The organism is Variovorax sp. RTB1 (genome assembly GCF_035018765.1).
In the GTDB taxonomy this organism is placed as follows: Bacteria; Pseudomonadota; Gammaproteobacteria; order Burkholderiales; family Burkholderiaceae_C; genus Variovorax.
Window position 1 is genome coordinate 1 of record NZ_JASJXG010000008.1, and the last position, 22,419, is coordinate 22,419.

The 22,419-nt window shown below is 63.1% G+C and carries 23 protein-coding genes; 18 read left to right on the plus strand and 5 right to left on the minus strand.

Annotated features, from left to right (window positions below; translation table 11 throughout):
- Positions 1-83 precede the first annotated feature (83 nt).
- From QN397_RS07670 to QN397_RS07690, 5 genes are all read left to right on the plus strand, one after another.
- Positions 84-1,148 carry an ABC transporter ATP-binding protein gene (locus tag QN397_RS07670; protein ID WP_416352318.1) on the plus strand — a complete coding sequence of 355 codons (1,065 nt, stop codon included), beginning with the start codon at positions 84-86 and terminating at the stop codon, positions 1,146-1,148.
- Between the two features lie 116 nt (positions 1,149-1,264).
- Positions 1,265-2,491 carry an aminotransferase class III-fold pyridoxal phosphate-dependent enzyme gene (locus QN397_RS07675; RefSeq protein WP_323500561.1) on the plus strand — a complete coding sequence of 409 codons (1,227 nt, stop codon included), beginning with the start codon at positions 1,265-1,267 and terminating at the stop codon, positions 2,489-2,491.
- A gap of 241 nt (positions 2,492-2,732) precedes the next feature.
- Positions 2,733-3,764 carry a CaiB/BaiF CoA-transferase family protein gene (locus QN397_RS07680; RefSeq protein WP_323500562.1) on the plus strand — a complete coding sequence of 344 codons (1,032 nt, stop codon included), beginning with the start codon at positions 2,733-2,735 and terminating at the stop codon, positions 3,762-3,764.
- A 119-nt stretch (positions 3,765-3,883) separates the two neighbouring features.
- Entirely contained in the window at positions 3,884-4,357 is a 474-nt protein-coding gene (locus QN397_RS07685; protein WP_323500563.1) for a hypothetical protein, read from the plus strand.
- Positions 4,358-4,514: 157 nt separating this feature from the next.
- Complete coding sequence (locus tag QN397_RS07690) at positions 4,515-4,715, plus strand: hypothetical protein (RefSeq protein ID WP_323500564.1); 201 nt, start codon at positions 4,515-4,517, stop codon at positions 4,713-4,715.
- Positions 4,716-5,040: 325 nt separating this feature from the next.
- On the opposite strand, the gene ilvB is transcribed toward QN397_RS07690, so the two are convergent.
- Positions 5,041-6,828, minus strand: a complete 1,788-nt coding sequence (gene ilvB / locus QN397_RS07695; protein ID WP_323500565.1) for a biosynthetic-type acetolactate synthase large subunit — start codon at positions 6,826-6,828, stop codon at positions 5,041-5,043.
- A gap of 64 nt (positions 6,829-6,892) precedes the next feature.
- Here ilvB and QN397_RS07700 point away from each other — a divergent pair, with 64 nt between their 5' ends.
- The 6 genes from QN397_RS07700 (at position 6,893) to QN397_RS07725 (ending at position 12,370) form a co-directional block, all read left to right on the plus strand.
- Complete coding sequence (locus QN397_RS07700; protein ID WP_323500566.1) at positions 6,893-7,393, plus strand: Lrp/AsnC family transcriptional regulator; 501 nt, start codon at positions 6,893-6,895, stop codon at positions 7,391-7,393.
- A gap of 299 nt (positions 7,394-7,692) precedes the next feature.
- The gene (locus QN397_RS07705; RefSeq protein ID WP_323500567.1) at positions 7,693-9,369 is read left to right on the plus strand and encodes an MFS transporter; all 1,677 of its coding nucleotides are present in this window, start codon (positions 7,693-7,695) and stop codon (positions 9,367-9,369) included.
- Between the two features lie 24 nt (positions 9,370-9,393).
- Positions 9,394-10,002, plus strand: coding sequence for a glutathione S-transferase (locus tag QN397_RS07710; RefSeq protein ID WP_323497702.1), 609 nt, complete (start codon positions 9,394-9,396; stop codon positions 10,000-10,002).
- Positions 10,003-10,161: 159 nt separating this feature from the next.
- Positions 10,162-10,950 carry a 3-oxoacyl-ACP reductase family protein gene (locus QN397_RS07715; protein ID WP_323497703.1) on the plus strand — a complete coding sequence of 263 codons (789 nt, stop codon included), beginning with the start codon at positions 10,162-10,164 and terminating at the stop codon, positions 10,948-10,950.
- Positions 10,951-10,990: 40 nt separating this feature from the next.
- Positions 10,991-11,926, plus strand: a complete 936-nt coding sequence (locus QN397_RS07720) for a glutathione S-transferase family protein (protein WP_323500568.1) — start codon at positions 10,991-10,993, stop codon at positions 11,924-11,926.
- A 27-nt stretch (positions 11,927-11,953) separates the two neighbouring features.
- Positions 11,954-12,370, plus strand: coding sequence for an ester cyclase (locus tag QN397_RS07725; RefSeq protein WP_323497705.1), 417 nt, complete (start codon positions 11,954-11,956; stop codon positions 12,368-12,370).
- A gap of 14 nt (positions 12,371-12,384) precedes the next feature.
- On the opposite strand, the gene QN397_RS07730 is transcribed toward QN397_RS07725, so the two are convergent.
- From QN397_RS07730 to QN397_RS07740, 3 genes are read right to left on the minus strand one after another with little or no spacing between them, the layout of a single operon-like run.
- Complete coding sequence (locus QN397_RS07730) at positions 12,385-13,284, minus strand: Rossmann-like and DUF2520 domain-containing protein (RefSeq protein WP_323500569.1); 900 nt, start codon at positions 13,282-13,284, stop codon at positions 12,385-12,387.
- Positions 13,284-14,423, minus strand: a complete 1,140-nt coding sequence (locus QN397_RS07735; protein WP_323497707.1) for a mandelate racemase/muconate lactonizing enzyme family protein — start codon at positions 14,421-14,423, stop codon at positions 13,284-13,286. The genes QN397_RS07730 and QN397_RS07735 overlap by 1 nt, the downstream gene beginning before the upstream one ends.
- Positions 14,420-15,355, minus strand: coding sequence for an SMP-30/gluconolactonase/LRE family protein (locus QN397_RS07740; protein ID WP_323497708.1), 936 nt, complete (start codon positions 15,353-15,355; stop codon positions 14,420-14,422). Before QN397_RS07740 ends, QN397_RS07735 begins: the two co-directional genes overlap by 4 nt.
- A gap of 207 nt (positions 15,356-15,562) precedes the next feature.
- Here QN397_RS07740 and QN397_RS07745 point away from each other — a divergent pair, with 207 nt between their 5' ends.
- The 7 genes from QN397_RS07745 to QN397_RS07775 are packed head-to-tail and all read left to right on the plus strand — an operon-like array spanning position 15,563 to position 21,514.
- Positions 15,563-16,387 carry an SDR family NAD(P)-dependent oxidoreductase gene (locus tag QN397_RS07745; RefSeq protein WP_323497709.1) on the plus strand — a complete coding sequence of 275 codons (825 nt, stop codon included), beginning with the start codon at positions 15,563-15,565 and terminating at the stop codon, positions 16,385-16,387.
- 25 nt (positions 16,388-16,412) lie between these two features.
- A complete protein-coding gene (locus QN397_RS07750; RefSeq protein WP_323500570.1) occupies positions 16,413-17,255 on the plus strand; it encodes an ABC transporter permease in 843 nt (280 codons plus the stop codon).
- Positions 17,252-18,049, plus strand: coding sequence for an ABC transporter permease (locus QN397_RS07755; protein WP_323500571.1), 798 nt, complete (start codon positions 17,252-17,254; stop codon positions 18,047-18,049). Before QN397_RS07750 ends, QN397_RS07755 begins: the two co-directional genes overlap by 4 nt.
- Before the next feature lies 1 nt (position 18,050).
- Entirely contained in the window at positions 18,051-18,920 is an 870-nt protein-coding gene (locus QN397_RS07760; protein ID WP_323497712.1) for an ABC transporter ATP-binding protein, read from the plus strand.
- A 35-nt stretch (positions 18,921-18,955) separates the two neighbouring features.
- Positions 18,956-20,197 carry an ABC transporter substrate-binding protein gene (locus QN397_RS07765; protein ID WP_323497713.1) on the plus strand — a complete coding sequence of 414 codons (1,242 nt, stop codon included), beginning with the start codon at positions 18,956-18,958 and terminating at the stop codon, positions 20,195-20,197.
- Between the two features lie 41 nt (positions 20,198-20,238).
- Positions 20,239-21,162, plus strand: a complete 924-nt coding sequence (locus QN397_RS07770) for an NAD(P)-dependent oxidoreductase (protein WP_323497714.1) — start codon at positions 20,239-20,241, stop codon at positions 21,160-21,162.
- 13 nt (positions 21,163-21,175) lie between these two features.
- Positions 21,176-21,514, plus strand: coding sequence for a DUF1330 domain-containing protein (locus QN397_RS07775; RefSeq protein ID WP_323500572.1), 339 nt, complete (start codon positions 21,176-21,178; stop codon positions 21,512-21,514).
- Here QN397_RS07775 and QN397_RS07780 read toward each other — a convergent pair.
- Positions 21,487-22,380 carry a LysR family transcriptional regulator gene (locus QN397_RS07780; RefSeq protein ID WP_323497717.1) on the minus strand — a complete coding sequence of 298 codons (894 nt, stop codon included), beginning with the start codon at positions 22,378-22,380 and terminating at the stop codon, positions 21,487-21,489. The genes QN397_RS07775 and QN397_RS07780 overlap by 28 nt on opposite strands.
- Positions 22,381-22,419 lie beyond the last annotated feature (39 nt).

The window sequence follows — 22,419 nt, forward strand, 5'->3', positions numbered from 1 at the left end:
CCCGCCCTGCTCCCGGCATCCGCGCTGCGCTGGAGCCGTTGCCCACCGCGCCTGGCCGCTTTCGGCGCCATCGCAGACACGCCATGACACCAGACGCAACCTTGCCCGATACGATCGTCACGGTGCGCGACCTCGAGAAAACGTTCGCGCTCAAGCGGCAGGCGGGAACGCCGGCGCGCACGCTTCGCGCCGTACGCCAGGTGAGTTTCGACATCGCGCGCGGCGAAACGCTGGGACTGGTGGGTGAATCGGGATCGGGCAAATCGACCACCGGCCGCATGCTGGTCGGACTCATCCCGGCGACATCGGGGCGCGTCCGTTTGTTCGATGAAGAGATCACCGGCACTAACGCGCAGCAGGCTCTGGCGCGCGTTCGCAAGCGCGTGCAGTTCGTCTTTCAAGACCCGCAGGGTTCGCTGAATCCGCGCATGCGCATCGGCGATGCGATCGCCGAGCCGATCGACGTGGCCGGCGGCCGCACACGTCACGATCGGCAGCTTCGCATTCAGGAACTGCTCGACACCGTCGGCCTGCCGCGCTCGTGTGGCGATCGGTTTCCGCACGAATTTTCCGGCGGGCAGCGGCAGCGCATCGGCATCGCTCGTGCGCTGGCGCTCAAGCCGGAGTTCATCGTCTGCGACGAGCCGGTGTCCGCCCTCGACGTCTCGCTGCAAGCGCAGGTGGTCAACCTCCTGATCGACTTGCAAGAGGCCTTCGGGCTGAGCTACCTCTTCATAGCGCACGACCTGGCTGTCGTGCGCAACATCTCGCACCGCGTCGCCGTGATGTACGCCGGCGCCATCGTCGAAGTCGCGCCGCGCGCCGCGCTCTACGCCACGCCCAAGCATCCGTACACGCAGACGCTGCTCGAAGCCATTCCGCGTCCCGATCCTCGCCATCGACTGGCAGCCAACGTACGAGGCGAATTGCCGAGTCTGTTGAGCCCGCCGACCGGGTGCACTTTTCATACGCGATGTCCGCATGCATTCGAGCGCTGCCGAAATGAAGTGCCGCAACTCAAGGCCTTGGCGCCGGGACACGAGGCCGCTTGCCACTTGAACGAACCGATGACTGCACCACCCGCAACGGCCTCGTTCATGACTGCCGCGCCCATTGCGGCTTCACTGGAAGACCGACTGCGCGACTGACCGCACGCCGGTCTGAAGACCGACATGCGACACCACCACAAGTCAGACCTCAGACCAGAATTTTTCGCCGCTGTGATATATCATATATACGCTGTGGTGCAGCAAGGAGCTACGACATGAATCAACGACATGACGGTGAGATCGATCTCGCTCTGCGCGCTCGCGCCAAACAGGTCATCCCCGGTGGCATGTACGGCCACCAGAACGCCGCTCCATTGCCGGAGGGGTACCCGCAGTTTTTCGCCCGCGCCACAGGGTGCCATGTGTGGGATGTCGATGGCCGCGAATACGTCGACCTGATGTGCAGCTGGGGCCCGGTGCTGCTCGGCCATCACCATGCGGGCGTCGACGCTGCTTACCAAAAGCAGGCCGCATTGGGGGTCAGCATGAACGGCCCTGCCCCTGCGCTGGTCGAGCTGGCCGAAACGCTGGTCGATCGCATCGCCCACGCCGACTGGGCCTTGTTCCAGAAGAACGGCACCGATGCGACCACCACTTGCGTAACGATCGCACGCGCCGGCACCGGCCGCCGCAAGATCCTCGTGGCGCAGGGCTCGTACCACGGGGCAGTGCCCTGGTGCTCGCCCTCGCTGGTGGGCGTCACGACCGAAGACCGAGCCCATGTCATCCAGTACCAGTACAACGACATCGCCAGCCTGAACGCAGCGGTGCAAGAAGCGGGAACGGATCTCGCCGCGATCCTGGTCACCGCCTTCCGCCACGACATCGGCCGCGACCAGGAGATGCCGACGATCGAGTTCGCAAAGGCCCTGCGCGCCGCAGCGACCGCCGCCGATGCCGCGTTGATCCTCGACGACGTACGTGCAGGTTTCCGGCTGCACGCGGCCGGCAGCTGGGAAGCGTTGGGCGTGCGCCCCGACCTCAGCGCATTCAGCAAGGGCATCGCCAACGGCTACCCGCTCGCGGCCGTGACCGGCAACGAGCGTTTCCGCGAAGGCGCGGGACGCATCTACGTCACCGGCTCCTTCTGGTGCGAGGCACCGCCCATGGCCGCGGCCATCGCCACGCTGCAGGAGACGAAGGCATCGAACACCATCGCGCACCTCGTCGCGATGGGCCAGCGGCTGCGCGACGGCCTTGCCAAGCTGTCCGATCAAGCCGGCATCGGCGTCCGCCAGACCGGTCCGGTGCAGATGCCGATGGTCCTGTTCGACGACGACGCCGACAATGCGAAGGGCCGCAGGTTCTGCGCTGCGACGTTGCGCGCCGGTGCGTATTTCCACCCACGACACAACATGTTCTTGTCGGCCGCGCACCAACCGGAGGACATCGACAAGGCGTTGTCGGCTGCGGCGGCCGGCTTCGAAGCCCTCGCCGGCTAGACACCGAGCCTTTCCAGCCGGGGACATGGCGACCCCGTGAAACCCTCGATGGAAATGAAAGTCGATCGACGTCAAAGTCGAGGCCGCTCACATCAACCATCGAGAGGCGCGACATTGTCGAATGCATGTTCACCGCGGTCCGACGCCGTCGCGTCGCCATCGGCCATCTGGCGGGTCGAAGACGGTGTCGCGCCCGTTTTCAACGACCCGCGCCATCTCTGAAGACCTGAAGAAATATCCAATGAACGCCGTGAATTTGCCGCTGACCGGCCTGAAGGTCGTTGAGTTCGAGGGCATCGGTCCGGGCCCCGTCGCAGGGCGCATCCTCGCGTCTTTCGGCGCCGACGTGACCGTCGTTGCCCGACCGATCGCGGGCGCAGTCCAGCGTATGGGCGGCGACGCGGAGAACCCCTTGCGCGCGAACAAGAAGGTCGTCGTGCTCGACCTCAAAAAGCCGGAGGCGGTTGCAGCAGCGCTGGACCTCGTGGCCACTGCCGACGCGTTGATCGAAGGCAACCGCCCCGGCGTGATGGAGCGCCTGGGCCTCGGACCCGATGCGTGCAAGGTGCGCAATCCGAAGCTGGTGTACGGCCGCATGACGGGCTGGGGCCAGACCGGCCCGCTGGCGCCGGTCGCGGGGCATGACCTCAACTATGTCGCGCTGAGTGGCTTGCTGTCGCTGGTGGCTCGGCCAGGTCAGCCGCCGATCGTGCCGCCCACCGTGGTCGGCGATTCGGCAGGTGCGCTCGGGCTCGCGTTTGGCATCGTGAGCGGCGTGTTCGCCGCACGCACCACCGGCCGCGGCTGCGTGGTCGATGCCGCGATCCTGGACATGGTTGCGATGCTAGGCACGCTGGTGCACTGGCTGCATGGCAACAATCAGATCGGCGGCACGCAACCCAGCGCCTTTCATGATTCGCCGCAGTACGACACTTATGAATGTGCCGACGGAAAATTCGTCACCATCGGCGCACTTGAACCGCAGTTCTATTCGCTGCTGCTCGACAAGCTGGAGATGAAAGACGTTGACCCGGCCGAGCAGTTGTCCCGCGACAAATGGCCTGCCCTCAAGGCACGCTTCGCTGCAAAGTTCAGGACCCGAACGCGCGATGCATGGAGTGAACTGCTGGAAGGCACCGATGTCTGTTTTGCGCCGGTGCTGAGCATCGAAGAGGCTGCCGCCCATCCTCATAATGTTTCGCGAAACCTGTTTCCGCGCACCGCCTCAGGCAGGGTCGATACACAGGCGGCACCACGCTTCAGCGCGCTGTAAAGCGTCGAAACAACCCGCAATCCGCGAGATCGTTTACACCAGCTTTGCACAGCCGCAGTGCACGACCCGCGCGCTCGTCGCGTTGGATCAACAGGCGTCTTTGCCTGTTGGAGATCTCGATGACTCGTTCAAGCTCGATGTGGTTCAAGGTGGTTGCCGTGGGCTCGCTCGCGGTGGCCGGTGTCATGGCTTCCTCCCTGGCCAATGCAGGGACGCAGTGGTCTGTGGGCATCAATTTGCCGGGCGTTGTCGTCGGCGAACCGGCCTATGGTCCGTCGCCGGTTTATGAGCCCAATTACTACGAACCAGCGCCCGTGTATGCACGGCCTGCGCCGGTCGCTGCTCCGATCTACTACGACGCACAGCCCATGCGCGTTCGTCCCCCTGAAACCGTCTACTACGCGCCGCCGGCACCGTTCTACAACCGCCCGCCTCCGCCGCGTTTCTATGGCCCGTCGCCAGTGGACTTCGAGCCCCGCTACCGTGATGGTTATTACCGCGAGCATCACGAGCATCGCGACTACGAGGGTTACTACCGAGGTGATCGCGGCGACCGTGGTTATCGTGGAGATTGGGATGGTTACCGTCGCTGAATATCGACAGCGTGGGCGCTGCAGCGGGCCCGATCCCCTCCGCAGCGCGCGCTTTCTGTAAGCCGAAAGAATTCACTGTTAACAGTCTAGACACACATGTGACTCGACCGTGATTTAAATCATGGACCGGATCGCATGTGCCCGCGATGATTGGTGCATGTACAGACGAATCGCACTCCTCCTCAGCCCCCTCGCGATGGCCGGTTTGGTCTACAGCTTCGGGTTCGCGGCCATTGCTGTTTGCATGGGCCTTGTGTTCGCAACCCTGCTGTTGTCGACCGGCGATAACAACCAGCCGGTCGCATTCGATTCGTCAGTCGACCTCGGTTGCCCGACGACGCTGATGGGTGGCTTCTGAGCCTCGGCTTCCAGGCATCTGCCATCGGTTCGTCGCCTGAGCGCTTCGCGCAGCGAGCGCGACTTGCAGGACCGGTGACCGACGACGCCGAGCACGATCAGCGCTGCCAGCAACACGACAACCACGATCGTCCACGCTAACGGCGATTCACAGTCGGTCGCGCAACCGTGCGGCAGGTCATGGCTCGCCGTGACGGCACGGGTCGGCGATGGAGGCGCGAAAACGCCAGAGGGATAACCCATAGGAACTCTCTTTCTGCCATCTTTTCAGTACGGCAGATTTAATACGCGATCCGCAAGGTAGCGGATGTCGCCGACCCTTCTGCTCACGTTGTCGCGTTGTCCTCGTACCACCGGTCCTTGCTCAACATCACTTTGTGATGCCCGTGCCCCGACGGCATCATGGGAAAACAGTTCTCCTGCGCCGCGACCTGCACGTCGAGAAAGAACGGCCCATCCCAGGCTAGGCACTCGGCCAGCGCATCCGATAGCTCAGCCGGATCGGACACACGGCGCGCACCCCAGCCAAAGGCTTTGGCCAGCGCCACGCAATCCGGCAACGCCTCGTTCCAGCTGTGACTCAGGCGATTGCCGTGGTTCAGCTCCTGCCACTGCCGCACCATCCCCATGTAGCCGTTGTTCGACAGCACGACCTTGACGGGCGTGCCGTGCTGAATGGCGGTCGAGAGCTCCTGGATGTTCATCAACACGGACGCATCGCCGCTCACGCACACGACCAGCGCTCCGGGGTGCGCCACTTGCGCGCCGATGGCAGCAGGCACGCCGTAGCCCATGGTGCCGGCACCGCCCGATGTCAGCCAGCGGCCAGGGCGCTCGAACTTGAGGTACTGCGCGGCCCACATCTGGTGCTGGCCGACGTCGGTCGAGACGATGGCATCGCGCCCTTCCAGCGCGGTCTGCAAAGTCGCCATCAGTTGCTGCGGAAGGATGACGCCGGGGCGTTCCGCAAAGTCGAAACAGCGCTCCGCGCGCCAGCGTTCGATGCGTCGCCACCATGGCGCGAGCCGCTCGGGCGCCAGGCTGTCGAGACTCGGCATCGAGAGCAGTGCATCGAGCACCGCGCCGCAATCCCCAACGATCGGCACGTCGACCTTCACCACCTTGTTGATGCTGCCGGGGTCGATGTCGATGTGGATCTTGCGAGCGTGCGGGCAGAACTCGTCTAGCTTGCCGGTGACGCGGTCGTCGAACCGCGCACCGACGCAAACCACCAGATCGGCCTCGTGCATCGCCAGATTGGCCTCCAACGCGCCGTGCATGCCGAGCATGCCGATGAAGTGTGCGTCGGATGCGGGGAAGGCGCCAAGTCCCATCAAGGTGAGCGTGCATGGCGCGTCGAGCTGGCGGACCAGACGGGTGAACGCCGCACACGCTTCAGGACCCGCGTTGATCAGCCCGCCGCCGCCATAGATGACGGGTCGGCGAGCCGTAGAAAGAAGATCGGCTGCTCGGTCCAGCGTGCCGTGCGGCGGCAAGGCGACGGCTGAAGCGATCGGCGCCCTGAACCGTTCGGTGGGCGCGTGGCCGAGCGGCATCAACTGCACATCTTTCGGTACATCGATCAGCACGGGCCCCGGCCGACCCGACGACGCGATCTCGAGCGCCCGCCGCACGACTTCAGGGATTTCGTGCGGCGTGCGCGGCTGGTGGTTCCACTTGGTCACCGGCCGCGACATGCCCAGCGCATCGCTCTCCTGAAACGCATTGGTGCCGATGACGGTACTTGCGACCTGCCCGCTGATGCAAAGCACCGGGATCGAATCGCTGATGGCGTCGAGCAGCCCGCTGATGGTGTTGGCAATGCCCGGCCCCGAAGTGACCAGCACCACGCCGACCTTGCCCGTCGTGCGTGCATAGCCTTCTGCTGCGTGAACAGCAGCTTGCTCATGGCGGACCAAAATATGGCGCAGGCGTGGCTCGCCGTGCAGCGCGTCGTAGAGCGGCAGCGCGGCGCCGCCGGGGTAGCCGAAGATCGTATCGACGCCGCACTCGATCAGCGTGTCGAGCAGCGCTACAGCGCCGTTGCGCACGCGGTAAGGCGCCTTGGATGGCGACGTGGATGGCGATGTGGGTTCGACGACCAATGTTTTCATTGCCCCATTGTTCGGCAATCCGGGCAGAATTTGCTTCTTTTCTACGCCGCATTGCCACGTTTATATGAAGCCTGTTCGTATCAAAGACGATCCATCCGAAAATCCTTCCGACAAGATCGATTTCGCCATTCTGCGGGTGTTGCAGCAGGACTCGCGCAAGACGCTGCAGGAAATCGGCGCCGAGGTCGGCCTGTCACCCACCAGTTGCTGGACACGCATCAAAAAATTGGAGGCGCAGGGCGTCATCAAGCGCTACACCGTCGACATCGACGCGTCGAAGATCGGCTATCACGACTCGGTCATCGTGCAGCTCACGCTGGAGAGTCACACCGACGAGACGCTCTACGAGTTCGGCAAGGTGCTGGCGACCATTCCGGAAATCCAGGAGGCTTACCTGGTCTCCGGGGATTACGACTACTACATCCGTATCCGCGTGCGCGACACCCGCGACTACGAGCGGTTGCTGCGCGAAAAGCTCTACAAGATTCCCGGCATCCGGCACAGCAAGTCGCACTTCGTGCTGCGGGTGCTCAAGGAGTCGAGCTTGCCGCTGACAGGGGAGTGAACATTTACAAAGATGTCTGCATGTCCATCAGACCGCCGCCATCTCCACCCAATCAATACCGTGTTCAGACCAGCGCCTCGCACAACATGACGCGAACGAGTCTTCTAATTCGAAGACTAGGGAAATCCCGGAGTTTGAAATAGAGAGCAACAGACTTGCCGAAAATGAGCTTTTCGAGGTGGGTCGCTGACCCTAGGATCACTTTGCCAAAGCCAAGCTAATTCAGAAGGGCAGGCTTTTTTCACTCACCGTCTGAGGCTAAAGAGCGGATGCGTTCCAAACACAATAACGGAGACTTCATGAGTTCCACCCTGTCGAGTGACAACGCATTGCGAGCGCCGAAAAAGGGAGTTACTGCCGCGGAGATACTCGTCGTCGTCGCCTCGTCGGCAGGGACAGTCTTCGAATTTTACGACTTCTTCCTAATCGGCCTGCTCGCCACTGAAATGGCCACAGCGTTCTTCTCGGGTCTGAGCCCCACAGCGGCCTATATTTTCACGCTGCTCGGCTTTGCCGCAGGCTTCATACTCCGGCCTTTTGGTGCCATCGTATTCGGTCGAATCGGCGATCTCGTCGGTCGCAAATACACATTCCTGGTGACCATTGTGATCATGGGTCTGGGCACTTTCGCAGTGGGCCTGCTACCGACCTATGCGACCGCGGGACTGATTGCCCCCGTTCTCTTCATCACGATGCGATTGCTGCAAGGGTTGGCTCTGGGTGGTGAATTCAGTGGTGCGGTGATCTACGTCGCAGAGCACTCGCCCAACAAAACCCGTGGTGCGTGGACCTCCTGGATCATGATGACCGCGGCACTGGGTTTGATTCTGGCCGTTGCGGTGATCGTGCCCCTTAGATTGCTCATGGGAACCCAATCGTTTATGGAATGGGGATGGCGGGTTCCGTATCTCCTGTCGATCATCTTGCTTGGCCTGTCGGTATGGATCCGGATGTCGCTCAGCGAATCACCCGAGTTCAAGAAGATGAAGGCACAGGGCAAGCTCTCGAAAGCGCCACTTTCTGAAGCCTTCGGCCAATGGAAGTATCTCCGCCTCGTCCTGGTCGCACTCCTCGGCATCGTTCCAGGCCAAGCGGTAGTTTGGTACACCGGCCAGTTCTATACGATATTCTTTCTTGGAAAAATACTGAAGGTCGATGATCTGACGGTCAATAGTCTGGTCGTCGTTGCGACGCTACTGAGCGTGCCTCTTTATTATTTCTTTGGCTGGCTGTCAGACCGAATCGGACGTAAGCCAGTCTATTTGTCGGGGCTCTTCCTCGCAGCCTTGTTTTTTATTCCTCTGTTCCAACAACTGGCACATCACTCCAACCCGGCCTTGGAACATGCCATGGCCAGCGCGCCCATCGTCGTTGTAGCCGATTCAGCTGAATGCGCGGTTCAATTCAACCCGACAGGCACTACGAAATACACGAGTTCGTGCGATATCGTTAAATCGACTCTTGCAAGGGCCGGCCTCAGTTACGAGACGAAAGACGGATCCACGGGCGCTGCTGCGGAGCTTCGAATCGGGAACGATGTCATACCCGGTTACGACGGCAAAGACGCCAATGCGGCGAACAAATCAAAAGCCTTCAACAGCGCACTGGTTTCAACGCTGTCCAAGTACGGTTACCCGACGGGAAATGCGAATCCGGCGGACATCGACAAGCCGATGGTTGTTGTCATACTTTTGTTGCTTCTGACCTTTGGCACGATGACATTCGCGCCCATGTCCGCAATGCTCGTGGAGCTTTTCCCATCGCGAATCAGATTCACCGCCATGTCGTTTCCGTACCATATGGGAGTCGCTATTTTCGGTGGCTTCCTTCCGGCTGCAGCCTTTGCAATCGTGGCGGCGACTGGCAGGATTTATTCCGGTCTGTGGTACCCCGTGGCCGTCGCTGCGTTCTCATTCGTGGTCGTCTTGCTGTTTGCCAAGGAGAAAAGCGGCTCCGACATTTACCAGGAAGGGTGAGAGTTTTTTGAACGGCGACTGACCATGCAACTTTTCTACAGCACCACATCTCCTTTCGCGCGCATTGCGCGAATAGCGCTTGCCGAAAAAGGATGCCGCGAACTGAGCCACCGATTGACCGATCCCTGGAAGGACTCCCCTGAACTCCTCCTTGCAAACCCGAGTGCGCGCGTGCCGACAGTCGTGCTCGACAGCGGCTTGCCACTGACGGAGAGCCTGCTGATCGTTCTGTGGCTCGAAGCCAAGTACCCGAATCCCTCGTTGCTGGGAGACGACCCGGGGACGGTCATCTCTATGGCGGGCATTGCGATGGGAGCGATCGAAGCGGCTGCCGCAGTGATCATCGGAAGGAAGATGACCGACGCGGCTTTCGACGAATCTCCCGTGGGGTTGCGCCGGCGCAGATCGATCATCCTGGCGATGGCGCGGCTGGAGGCCAACCCACCCGACAGCCACGTTCCGATTCCCAGCCTCGCCTTGATCACGACCGTGGTCGCTTTGGATTACCTTCGATTTCGCTTCGCCGGGTCGCCCTGGCTTCCCCCGTTGCCAAAGCTCGACGCACTTGCGCTCGCCGCTCGTTCTCGCAGCGCCTTCGCGGAGACGCTCCCGCACGACATGCCGGGCTCTTGAGGCAGAGGGTTTTTATCGACTCTGCGAATTCGACGGGGGGACTTGCGCAGATTCAGCTTCACCGGCGCGACTGCGCTCACTAATATTTCGTCACCCGAGGAAAGCTGCAGCCCTATTGAGAGGGGCCCTCCGCAGCCAAGTCGCATCAAGGAGATGGAATTGGAATCGAACTCTCACGCGTCATCGACGCCAGGCCCTCACGACCTGCTGGACGGTCGCACCATCATCATTACCGGCGCCGCTACCGGCATCGGCCAGGCCTTTGCGGTGGCGTGCGCAGCGCAGGGTGCAAACGTGGTGGTGGCCGACCTGAACGCCGCCGATGAAACCGTCGCTGCCGTCGAACAGGCCGGTGGCCGCGCATTGGCGGTGCGTGTCGACGTTGCGGACGATGCATCGGTGAAGGCCATGGCCGCGGCAGCGCTGGAGCGCTTCGGCCGCATCGATGGCCTGGTCAACAACGCCGCGTACTTTCGCGAAGTCAAGCTCACGCCATTCGAGGAGCTGGATCCCGCGCAATGGGACCGTATCTTCGCGGTCAATGTCAAGGGTGTGTGGCAATGCTGCAAGGCCGTCATGCCGGCGATGCGCGAGCACGGCAGCGGCAGCATCATCAACATCTCCTCCGTGGTCGCGGTGGCCGGGCAGCCCGGCTATCTGCACTATGTCGCGACCAAGGGAGCCGTGCTGTCGATGACCAAAGGGCTCGCGAAAGAAGTGGGTCCGTACGGTGTGCGAGTCAACGTCATCGCACCCGGTTTCGTGATCACCGACGCCACGCGTAACCGCCCTGTCGAGTGGCAGCAATCGTTCCTGAAAGCGCGCGCGATCTCGCGCGAGCAGCGGCCCGACGATCTGGTCGGGACCGCGCTCTACCTGCTGTCCGACCTCGCTGGTTTTGTCTCCGGACAGACCATCGTGGTCGACGGCGGGCACATCATGTATTGATCGATTCGTGCCGCCGGCACAGAAAAAAAGGAAACGAGACATGCCTGAGACCATCCTTCACCACTATTCGCTGTCCACCTTTTCCGAAAAAGTGCGCGTTGCACTCGGGTTGAAAGGCTTGGCCTGGCGATCGGTGGACATCCCCGCAGCCCCGCCGCGACCGCTGCTCGCACCGCTGACCGGCGGCTACCGCCGCGTGCCGGTGCTGCAGGTCGGTGCCGACATCTATTGCGACACCAACCTCATCTTGCCGACGCTCGAGCGGCTGTTCCCACCGCCGCAAGCGCCGAGCTTCTATCCCTCGGGCAGCGAAGGCATTGCGCGCGGCCTGTCGTTCGCCTGGGATAGGGCGATGTGGATTCCAACCATCGGCGTGCTTGCGCACTTCATCGGCGACAACTTCCCGCCCGAGTTCGTCAAGGATCGGAAGGAAGGCTATCTCGGCATCGACATCAGCAAGAGCGCGATGGCACCCGAGTTACCGATGCACCTGCAGCAGTTGCACGCCCAAAACGCGTGGCTCAAAACGGCATTGGCAGATGGCCGGCGCTTTCTGTTCGGCGATGCGCCGAGCGCGCTGGACCTGACCTGCTACCAGACGCTGTGCCTGCTGCGCAAGAACTGTCCACCCGAGGTCGACGCGCTGGCCGGTCTGGTACCGCTGTTGCCCTGGTACGACCGCGTGACCGCCTTGGGCCACGGCAAACCGGAGGCGATGACCGAGCAAGCCGCTTTCGACGCAGCTTGCGAAGCACAACCCGTGGCGCCCACGCATCTGCAAGCCGACGGAGATCCCGACGGACTGCGCGCCGGGACTTCGGTGACGATCACCCCCGACGACAACGCCCGCGTGCCGGTGAGCGGCACGCTGGTCGCAGCGAGTGACAGCGAGATCGTGATTCATAGCCGCGACAGCCGCGCCGGCGACCTGCATATCCATTTTCCGCGGCTTGGCTTTGCCGTAGTGGCGGCCTGATCCCGCTTCAAAACCAAAGTGACGACCATGAACCTGGAATCCAACAAACAACTCTGCCGCGATTACTTCAAGGCCTTTCTCGTCAACGACACCGCATGGATGAAGGAGCACATCCATGCCGATTTTGTCCGTCATGACCCGGGCCTGCCCTTCGAGGTTCGCGGACCCGAGGGTGTGTCCAAGCTGCACGATGCGCTATTGCCCGCGTTCCCGGACATGCAGTTGCCGCTGCAGGACTTCGTCGCCGAGGGCGAGAAAGTGTTGGTCCGTTTGCGGGTGCAAGGCACTCACACTGGCGCCTTTGGAGATTTGGCCGCGACCGGGCGAAAGATCGACATCGGCGTGCTCGATTTGTTCCAGTTCCACGACGGTGTGTTGATCGAACACTGGGCGCTGCTCGACAACCTGGGCATGCTCAAGCAGCTGGGCGTGATGCCCGCCTGATCTGCACTGAGAGGTCACGTACTGGCGGCCGGAACGCCTCGCGTGAGCGCCGCGTCGAAGCGAGCCGCCACGTCAGCATCGACGGCACCGCTCTCACGCGCGATCCGCACCGTCACGCCGCACAGCACCCGGTAGAACGCCGCCATGTCGTCGCCCAGGTCGGTCAGCGCGGCCACATGCTTTTCGACCGAGACGACATCGCTGCGTGACACCGGACCGGGCATGCCACGCGCAATGCCGACCGATTCGATGGCGGCAAGAGTGCCGTGCGCCATCGGCAGCATCGCACGCATCGCATCGGCCTCCTCCGCGCCCCAGGATTTCCAGACGCGGGCGCTCTCATAGAAAAGCGCATTAATGAATTGCGTGGTGAAGCCGGCCGCTGCGTGATAGCGCCCGCGCATGCCGGGCGGCAGACGATTCACATGGCAATGCAGACGCTCTACCAGCTGGACCAGCAGGCGGTCCAGTTCGTCGTCGCGGGCCTCGATGGTGATGGTCGATCCAGGCAGGGACGCCACCGCCGCGTCCGGGTCGGCGAAAGTCTGCATCGGATGAAAGCCGCCGATGGCTGCACCCTGCACCTGGACCGAGGCCAGTGCGTCGACTTCTGTCGCACCGCTGCAGTGGATGACACCCGTGCCCGCGCGAAACCGCAGTGGCGCCACAGCTTGCGCGATGATCGAATCGGGAGTGGTAATAAAAACCAGGTCGCAACGATCGACGACGGCTTGCGCCGCCATCACCTCGCACGCTTCGATCCGGTTCGCGAGATCCACCGCCTCCTGTTCGATGCTGCTCGCGACGCCACGTACCGCGAGGCCGGCAGTCGCTAGGCTCCACGCCAGTGCCTTGCCCAACCGGCCCGCGCCGATGAAGCCGATCGACACCGTTTCAATACTGCGTATCGGCATCAGACCCGCCCGGTCCAGGTCTGGTGTCGCCGGAGCGCGTCGAGGTTGGGCTCGGCACCGAGCCCTGGTCCGGTCGGCACCGGAACGCGTCCGTCTTCCACGGGCAGCAGATCTCCGACGACAGCCTCACGGCCGACGTTTGGATGGCAATCGAATTCGAGCAGGCCTTCGCCACCGGCCGCAGCCAGCAACTGCAGCGACGCCAACAGCGAAACGCCACCGCCGAAAAAATGCGGGCAATAGCGTTTTCCGGCTTCCACGGTACGCCGAGCAACATCCCAATTGCTGGTGATACCACCCCACTTGGTGACGTCGGGCTGAATGACCTGCAGCACCTGGGCACCGATCGCTTCGGAAAACTGGTGGTCATGAAAGTTCTCACCGCCAGCCAACGGCGTCGACGAGAACTGCGCAAGCTGTTCCCATTGCGATGCCGGCGCATCGACGCGCATGGGCTCTTCGAACCAGCTCAGCCGCAGAGGATCGATCGCACGGCAGAACGCCTTGGCAGATTCCAGGTCGTGCGATTGATTGGAGTCGCAGGTGATCACCGCATCGGTCCCCAGCACTTCGCGCATGGCGGTGAGGTTGCGCACATCCAGTTCGAGACCGAAGCCCGTCTTGAGCTTGAATGCGCGATGGCCTTCGGCCTGGCGTGCTGCTGCAAAGCGCTCGGGCTCATCGGGGTTGATGCCGGTGGCATAGACGCGCACCGACTCGGGCCTGCGCTCCGACAACATCCGGTGCAAGGGCTGCCCGCACTTGCGCGCCGCGAGGTCCCACATTGCGATGTCCAGGCCCGCCACGACCTGCGCGATCGGACCGACCTCCAGCGTTTGCAGAACCAGCACTTCGAGCGATGCGGTCAACTGGCGAAAGAAGGCCGCCGGTGATTCGAAGCTTTGGCCGACCAGTCGTTCGCCAAAGTCGATCGCCAGCCGCGCGCGATGCTCGGCGCCGACGGCCGGCCAGTTAGCCCAGATCTCGCCCCACCCCTGCACACCCTCGTCATCGGTGATGCGCACCAGCACGAAAGGCCGGTCACGGAATGTGCCGAAGGCTACCTTGATCGGCATCTGAACGGGGACGCGAAAACTGAAGGCCTCGATCGATGCGATGCGGATGGGTGTGCTTGTCATTTCAGTGTCTTCCTAAGTGAGGGGCAGTCGATTTTTCGGTCGAGCAAGAATCGCGGCTCAGGCAAGCCGGCTACGCCGACGTCCAGCGCCAGCAGAGCCCCGGCCAGCGGCTCGGCAGCGAGTTGCTCGGGCGTCATCTTCTGGCTGGTGGTGGTGACGTAGAGCGTGCGCAGGTCCGGCCCGCCGAAGGCACAGCACGTCGGGCGCTGTACCGGCATGGCGATGGTGCGGTCGATGCGACCGTCAGGCGCATAGCGCACGAGCCTGGCACCGTTGAATTCGGCGTTCCAGAGGAAGCCCTCCTCGTCGACGGTGGAGCCGTCGGGAAAAGCCGGCTCGGCAGTCGTCGCAAGCACGCGCTCGGTGCCGGTGCGACCGGTCTCGGGGTCGTAGTCGTAGGCGTAGAGCGAGTAGCGCAACGAATCCGCGAAGTACATGGTGCAACCATCGGGACTGAAGGCCAGGCTGTTGGGGATGCAGATGCCGTCGCGCATCGGAGCGAGCTCACCGCGCCCCTCGAGCCGGTACAAAACCCCTTCAGGTGCGCGCGTCAGGTTGTGCATGGTGCCGACCCAGAAGCGGCCTTGCCGGTCACAGCGTCCGTCGTTGAAGCGGTGTCCGGGCACCGATTGACGCGGACGCGCCAGCGCTTCGAGGCTGCCGCTCACCACGTCGAACAACGCGATGAACTGCGACAGCGCCACCAGCAGGCGCCCCTCGTCGGTCAGGGCGATGCAACCGACCAGTTCGGGCATCTCCCAAGTGTCGACCTGACCGGTGGAAGGCAGCAAGCGCCGGATCGCCGGGCGCCGAATATCGACCCAGTAGAGGCATTGGCCGCGATCGTCCCAGAGAGGGCTCTCGCCCAGGATGTCGGTCTGGCTGCCGACTCGTCGCACGGCGCCGGCAGCGCTCGAGTGTTCGTGATGCATGGGGCGAATGCTAGGAGCGACTCCAGTGCAACGCCATCTGCTTTGCGGCAACCATGGCTTCGAATCATGGCAAGCCCGGATTAGGGGAAGCCCCAGGCTTCGTTTTGTGCGTAGAGCGTGTTGCCCAACTTCCAATTCCGGCACAAGACGGCGCCCCCTAGCATCCCATCCATTCCAACGGAGACGACCGATAGAAAGCGCGCCCCCATGAGCATTGCTACACCCATTCCCGGCGCGGCCTCGGCCGGCACCCACCTCTACAACGGCCTTGCGCCCGCGTCGCTCTTTTCACTTAAAGACAAGGTAGCGCTCATCACCGGCGGTGCTGGCGGTATCGCGCTCGGCCTGGCCAGCGGCTTCGCTGCAGCCGGCGCACGGCTGATCCTGGCCGACGCCAGCGACACAGTGCACGAGCGTGTGCGTGAATTCCGCGAGGCCGGTTGCGATGCACACGGCCTGGTGTTCGACGTGACCCGCCCGCAGGCGGTGACCCAGGCTTTCGAGCAGGCGATCGCGCTGTGCGGTCGCATCGACATCGCGGTCAACAATGCCGGCGTGATCGTGCGCACGCACTTCCTGGACCTGACGCCCGAGGAGTGGCAGAAGGTCATCGATACCGATCTCACCGCTTGCTTTCTGGTGGCGCAACAAGCCGCGCGCCTGATGGTGAAACAGGGCTCGGGACGCATCATCAACATGGGCTCGATCATGAATCAGGTGGCACGACCCAACCTGGTCCCCTACGTCGCGGCAAAGGCAGGCGTCTCGGGTTTCACGCGTGCGCTGGCAGCCGATTTGGCCGGGACCGGCATCACGGTCAACGCGCTGGCACCCGGCTACACCATCACGCCCTTCAGCCAGGCCAACGACAAGGAATTCAATGCCTTCGTGAGCGACTGGACGCCCACCAAGCGCTGGGGCCGCCCCGAGGACATCTGCGGCGCAGCGCTGCTGCTGGCATCGGACGCCGGCGCTTACATCAACGGTCACACGCTCTACATCGACGGTGGGTTCCTGGCCGTCACGCGTTGAAGCCGGGCCTCGTATGAAGACCTCCGTGAACCCACAGAAAATGCCTGCCGCAACGCCCCTGCCGCTTATGCCTTTCGGCGCACCGTCGGGCGGCGTGTTGCGCCTGCTGGGTCGACAGCGCTGGTTTGTCGTGATGCGCGCCTTCGCAGTGTTCGTGCTGCTGTGGTGGATCGCGGCGGCATGGAACGGCAATCCGCTGCAACTGCCCACGCCCGGCGCAGTGCTGCAGGCGCTGATCGAGCTGGGCAGCGACGGCGAGCTCTTCGACCATGCACTCGTCAGCACCTCTCGGCTGGTGATCGCGCTCTGCGTGTCGATGGCGCTGGCCATTCCGCTCGGATTCTGGATGGGCCGCAGCCCTGCCGCGGAAGCCTACGTCGACCCGCTGGTCGAGATGCTGCGTCCGATTTCTGGCATCGCCTGGCTGCCGCTGGCGCTTTTCATCTTTGGCGTGGGCAACACACTGCCCGTGTTCATCATGGTGTATGTCGGTTTCTTCCCGATCCTGTTGAACACGGTGGCCGGTGTGCAGCAAATAGATCGCAAGCTCATTGCTGCGGCCGACACGATGGGCATCAACCGCCGCGCCCTGCTCACGAAGGTGCTGGTGCCAGCGGCGCTGCCCAGCGTGGTGGTCGGCGTGCGGCTGGCCTTCGCCGCGTCGTGGGCTGCGATCGTCGCGGCCGAGCTCATTGGCTCGCCCAGCGGACTCGGCTTCGCCATCGATTGGTACCGCCAGTTGCTCATGACGCCCAAGGTCTTCGCTTTCATCATGGTGATCGGCTTGGTGGGCTACCTCTGCGACCTGGGTCTGCGCCGGTTGCAGCGCGTGTTGACCCCCTGGACCGAAGGGACCGAACTGAAATGACCACTGCCACCCTTGTTTCCAGGGACCGCCTGGCGCGCGTGCTGCGCGCTGGCGCCCTGCCGCTGGCGCTGCTAATTGCATGGCAACTCTGGACTCTCAATTTGCCTTCCAATAGCCCGGCTCCCATGCCATTGCGAGTGGTGCGTACCGCTGTCGAACTGGTCACCCACGGCGGCTTGCTCGATGCCTTGGTGCAAAGCCTCGGCCGAGTGCTGGCAGGATTTTCAGTTGCGCTGGTGCTCGGCGTGGCGATCGGTCTTCTGATGGGATCCAACCGATCGGTCCGCGAAAACCTCGACCCGATTTTCGAAAGCTTCCGACCGATCGCCCCCATGGCCATCCTGCCGATCGCCATTCTCTGGTTCGGCACGGGGACGCCCTCTGCGCTTGCCATCGTCGCGTATGCGTCGTTCTTTCCAGTCCTGGTCAACACAGTGCACGGAGTCAACCGGATCGACCGCAAGCTGGTGCTTGCAGCGCAGACGATGGGGGTATCGCGCTTGTCCACGTTGCTCCGGGTGATCCTGCCCGGTGCGCTGCCCAGCGTGTTGCTGGGATCGCGCCTGGCGATGGGCGTTGCGTGGACCGCAATCATCGCGGCTGAACTGGCGGTCGGCGCCAAGTCGGGCGGTGGCGGCTCCGGCGGCATCGGCCAGATGATGTTCGTCTTCTATGCCTACAGCATCGACCTCAACGCGATCGTCGTTTGCATGATCGCGGTGGGCTTGGTGGCGCTACTGATCGATCGAATCTTTCGTGCCGCCGAGTCGCGACTCATTCCCTGGAAACACTGACATGAACACCCCACTTCCCGCCACCAGCAAGCTGCGGCTCGCAGGCGTCAGCAAAAGCTTTTTCGCACCGCGCACCCAGCAGACGACATTGGCCGTGGCCGACGTGACGCTGGACATCCAGACGGGTGAATTCATCTGCATCGTCGGGCCCTCGGGATGCGGCAAATCGACCGTGCTCAACATGATCGCGGGTCTGGACAAAGCGACGGCGGGCGTTATTGAAAAGGACGGCGTGCCCATCACCGGCCCAGGTGCGGACCGTGGTGTGATGTTCCAGGACTACGCGCTGATGCCCTGGCAGACGGTGCAACAGAATGTCGGGTTCGGCCTCCACCACGGCACGCCGGGCGCCGGGCTCAACGCGGCGGCGCGTGCCGAGCGCGTCCGCCACTTCATCGAGCTGGTCGGTCTGAACGGATCAGAGAAGAAGTATCCGCACCAGCTCTCGGGCGGCATGCGACAGCGCGTCGCGCTCGCCCGCTTGCTGGCCAACGGTCCCGACGTGCTTTTAATGGACGAGCCGTTGGGCGCCCTCGATGCGCAGACTCGACTGATCTTGCAGATCGAGCTGCTGCGTATCTGGGGCCAGACCGCGCCGCGCGAACAGCGCAAGACAGCGGTCTTCATTACCCACGACATCGAGGAAGCGGTATTCCTGGCAGACCGGGTTGTGGTGATGAGCAGCCATCCCGGCCGCGTACGGGCCGTGCTCGATGTTCCGTTGCCGCGCCCGCGTGACGAACACGTACGGGGCGACCCCGACTACGGCCGGCTGGTCGAGAAGATCTGGGCACTGATTCGCGAAGAGGCCTACCGCGCCATCGGCGGCGTGGACACCACCGTGCAGAACATGACCCCGGCCGCGGTCTGAGCGGCACAACAATTCAAACCCCTACGAGACACGCCATGAACGACACCAAACTTTTCGCTTCTCGTCGCCAGCTGATCCTTGGCGGCGCCGCCGTCGCCGCCGGAGCGTCGCTGGCCATGCCGGCCTTCGTGCGCGCACAAGGCTCGCGCAGGCCGCTGAAGGTATCGGTCGGGCGCATCCCCTGGGCAGCGGGCAATTCGCCGATGACGCAGTACATGATCAACAACAAGCTGCTTGAGAAGCGCGGCGCCGAGCAGGGCTACGACCTGACGGTGGACTGGCGCGAGTACCCCACGGCATTGCCGATGGTCGAGGCGATGGTCGGCAACAACCTCGACATTGGCATGTGGGGCAACACGCCGATCACCCGCGGCCTGGCCAGTGGCCTGCCGATCAGCCTGCTGGTGCTGGGTGAGGGCCACCTGCGTTTCCTGATCACCACCCGCAAGGGTTCGCCGGTTCGCAACCTGCAGGATCTCAAGGGCAAGACAGTGGGCGTGTCGCTGGGCGGCGACCCGCAAAGCGCCCTCTTCCAGATGCTGCGCATCGAGCTGGGCGCAGACGACATCAAGGAAACAGGCATCCGCTTCGTGAACATGCCGACGCACGCGCAGGCAGCCTCGGTTCCTACCGGCGTGGATGCCACCTGCACCATCTACCCGGCGTTCCTGGCCGCGCAGGCTGGCGGAACGGTGGCGATCGCCAATTCCTTCGGCTACACCGAGGACTACTACGACGGTCCGGCCGGCAAAGGAGCTGGCCTGCAGCTCGCGAGCGTAAAGAAGTCGCCGTTTTTCCCGGACGGCTACTATCTGCATCGCTCATTCTGGATCGGGCGCAACGGCTTGATCGAGCAGCACCCGCAGGCTGTCGTGGCCTTCCTTTTGGCTCAGCAGGATGCGGTCACGGCGCTGAGCGCGATGGACGCCGGCGCCGTGTCCCAGCTGGTCAAGGAGTACTGGAAGCTGGACGCCACCGACGGCGCGAAGGTGGTCAAGGACGACGTTCTCTTCTCACGCGGCTGGGCCTGGCCGACCGAGAACGATGCCCGCGCCGTGCTGGAGACCTCCAAATTCATGGCCGACAACAAGGTCATCCAGAAGCCCCTGCAGTGGGCCCAGGTCAAGGATGCCTTCGCACGCACCGCGCCGCTCATCAAACAGGCCTACGACAAGCTGGGCGCGAAGCCTGGCGAGAGCGAGTTCAGCCGCACCGATACGGCCGATCTGCGCGGCAAACCGGTGTGGCAGATCAACCAATGGGCCGAGCGGACTTGAACCGGCACGGCTATTCCATTTTTTACTCCAGGAGCATTGCAATGAAAGTTGGATTCATCGGACTGGGCGTCATGGGCGCCCCAATGGCCGAGAACATCATCAAAGGCGGTCACGAGCTGACCGTGTACGACCGCAGCCCCGACGCCATTGCGCGCCTGGTGAAGGCCGGCGCCAAGGCTGCAGCCAATCCGCGTGAAGTCGGCGCAGCCAGCGACATCGTCATCACCATGCTGCCCGAGCCACAGCATGTCGAAGAGTGCGTCACCGGCAAGGACGGCGTGGCCGAGGGTCTGCGCGAAGGCGGCATCGTCATCGAGATGAGCACCATCGACCCGGCCACCTCGCGTCGCGTGGGTGATGCATTGCGCGCGAGCGGACGCGAACTGGTCGACTCGCCGGTTGGCAAGACCAGCGAACATGCCGCCACCGGCACGCTGACGCTGATGATTGGCGGTAACCAGGCGGCCATCGACCACGCCATGCCCGTGCTCAAGTGCATGGGCACCGACACCTACTTCTGCGGCGGTCCCGGCACCGGTCACGCCATGAAGATCACCAACAATTTGCTGGCCACAACGATCATGATCGCCAACACCGAGGCGCTGGCCATCGGCATCAAGGCCGGCCTGACTCTCGAGCTGATGCAAGAAGTCATGCGCACCACGATGGCATGGAACCAGCAGTTCGCAATTGCGATGCCCAAGAAGGCGTTCCTCGGCGATGACAGTCCCGGCTTCGCGGTGCGCCTTGCCTGCAAGGATGTGCGGCTCGCCTGCGATCTGGCCGAGCAGCAAGGCTTCAGAGCGGAAGTCGGCCGCGCCGCACAGCGCACCATGGAACAGGCCATCGAACGCAAGCTCGGTGACCGCGACACCGCGGTGCTCATGAAAATCCGCGAGGAACAGCTCGGTATCGAGGTCCGCCAGAGCAGCGCGGTCAAGCAGGTCGCATCGGTCTCCGCCTGAGCACCGCACGCCAATGGTTGCCTACGTCATCAACGACATGATCGTCACCGATCCCGCGCTATTCGAGGAGTACAAGAAGCTCTCGCCTGCGACGGTGGCACTGTATGGCGGCCGCTTTCTCGCGCGCGGCGGCCATGTCGACCCACTGGAAGGAGACTGGTCGCCCAAGCGCCTGGTGATCATCGAGTTCCCCAGCGTTGACCAGGCTCGTGCGTGGTCGGACTCGCCGGAGTACGCAGCGGCGAAACAGCTGCGCCACCGCTCGGCGCTATCGAAACTGATCGTCGTCGAGGGCGCTTCCACCGGAGCGCTTGCGGAGGGACTTCAAGCCGAGCGGCTTTGGGCCAGATAGTCGAGCAGTTTGGTAATTGAACTGTTCGCCCCGCGATCGCTCTTGACGCAGATCAGCATGCGTCGCTCCGCCCATTCTTCGACAAGGGGGCGCACCGTGAGGCCGAGGCCTCCCGCCAGCACACTCGCTGCCTGATAGGGCAGCAGGCCGATGCCCAGTCCCGCCTGCACCATGCGGCAGACTGCCTCGAAACTGCGGACCTCGACGCGCAACTGGAGCGTGCGTTCTGCGATCACCGCCTGCTCAGCCAGCAAGTGCATCATCGATGAGCTGCTCTCGAGCGCGATCAGATCTTCGTCAAGCAAGTCGACAAATTTCATGTCAGCCAAACGTGCGAGCGGATGACCGGCAGGCATGACGACCGCAATGCGATCGGAGCTGTACGCGAAGGTTTCCAAACCATCGGTTCGGGTACCTTCGACGATGATCCCCACATCGCCCTCAGCAGCCAGCAGCGCCCTCACGATCTCACTACTCCAGCGTTCTTCAAGGACGAGGCGAACATCGGGGTTTTCGAGGGCGAAGCCGGCGAGGTCTTCAGGCAACGACTCGGTGATCACCGAGGTGTTTGCCAGGATTCGGAGCACGCCCCTGCGACCGACAGCGTGGTCGCTCATCTCGGACTGCATCTGGTTGATCTCTATCAACATTCGCTTGGCATAGGGCAAGAGGGCTGCACCCGCTGGCGTGAGCTCCACACCGCGGGATGAACGCTCGAGCAACGGTGTCTTGAATCGATGCTCCAGCAGCGCGATGCGACGGCTGGCTGCGGCCAGTCCGATATGGGAAGCTTCTGCAGCCTTGGTCAGACTGCGAAGCTCGGCCGCACGAACGAACAGGGCCAGAGAGTCAATATCGGGAAGCATGCGATCTCCTCGCGTCCGGTCTTATTGAAGGTGAAAGAC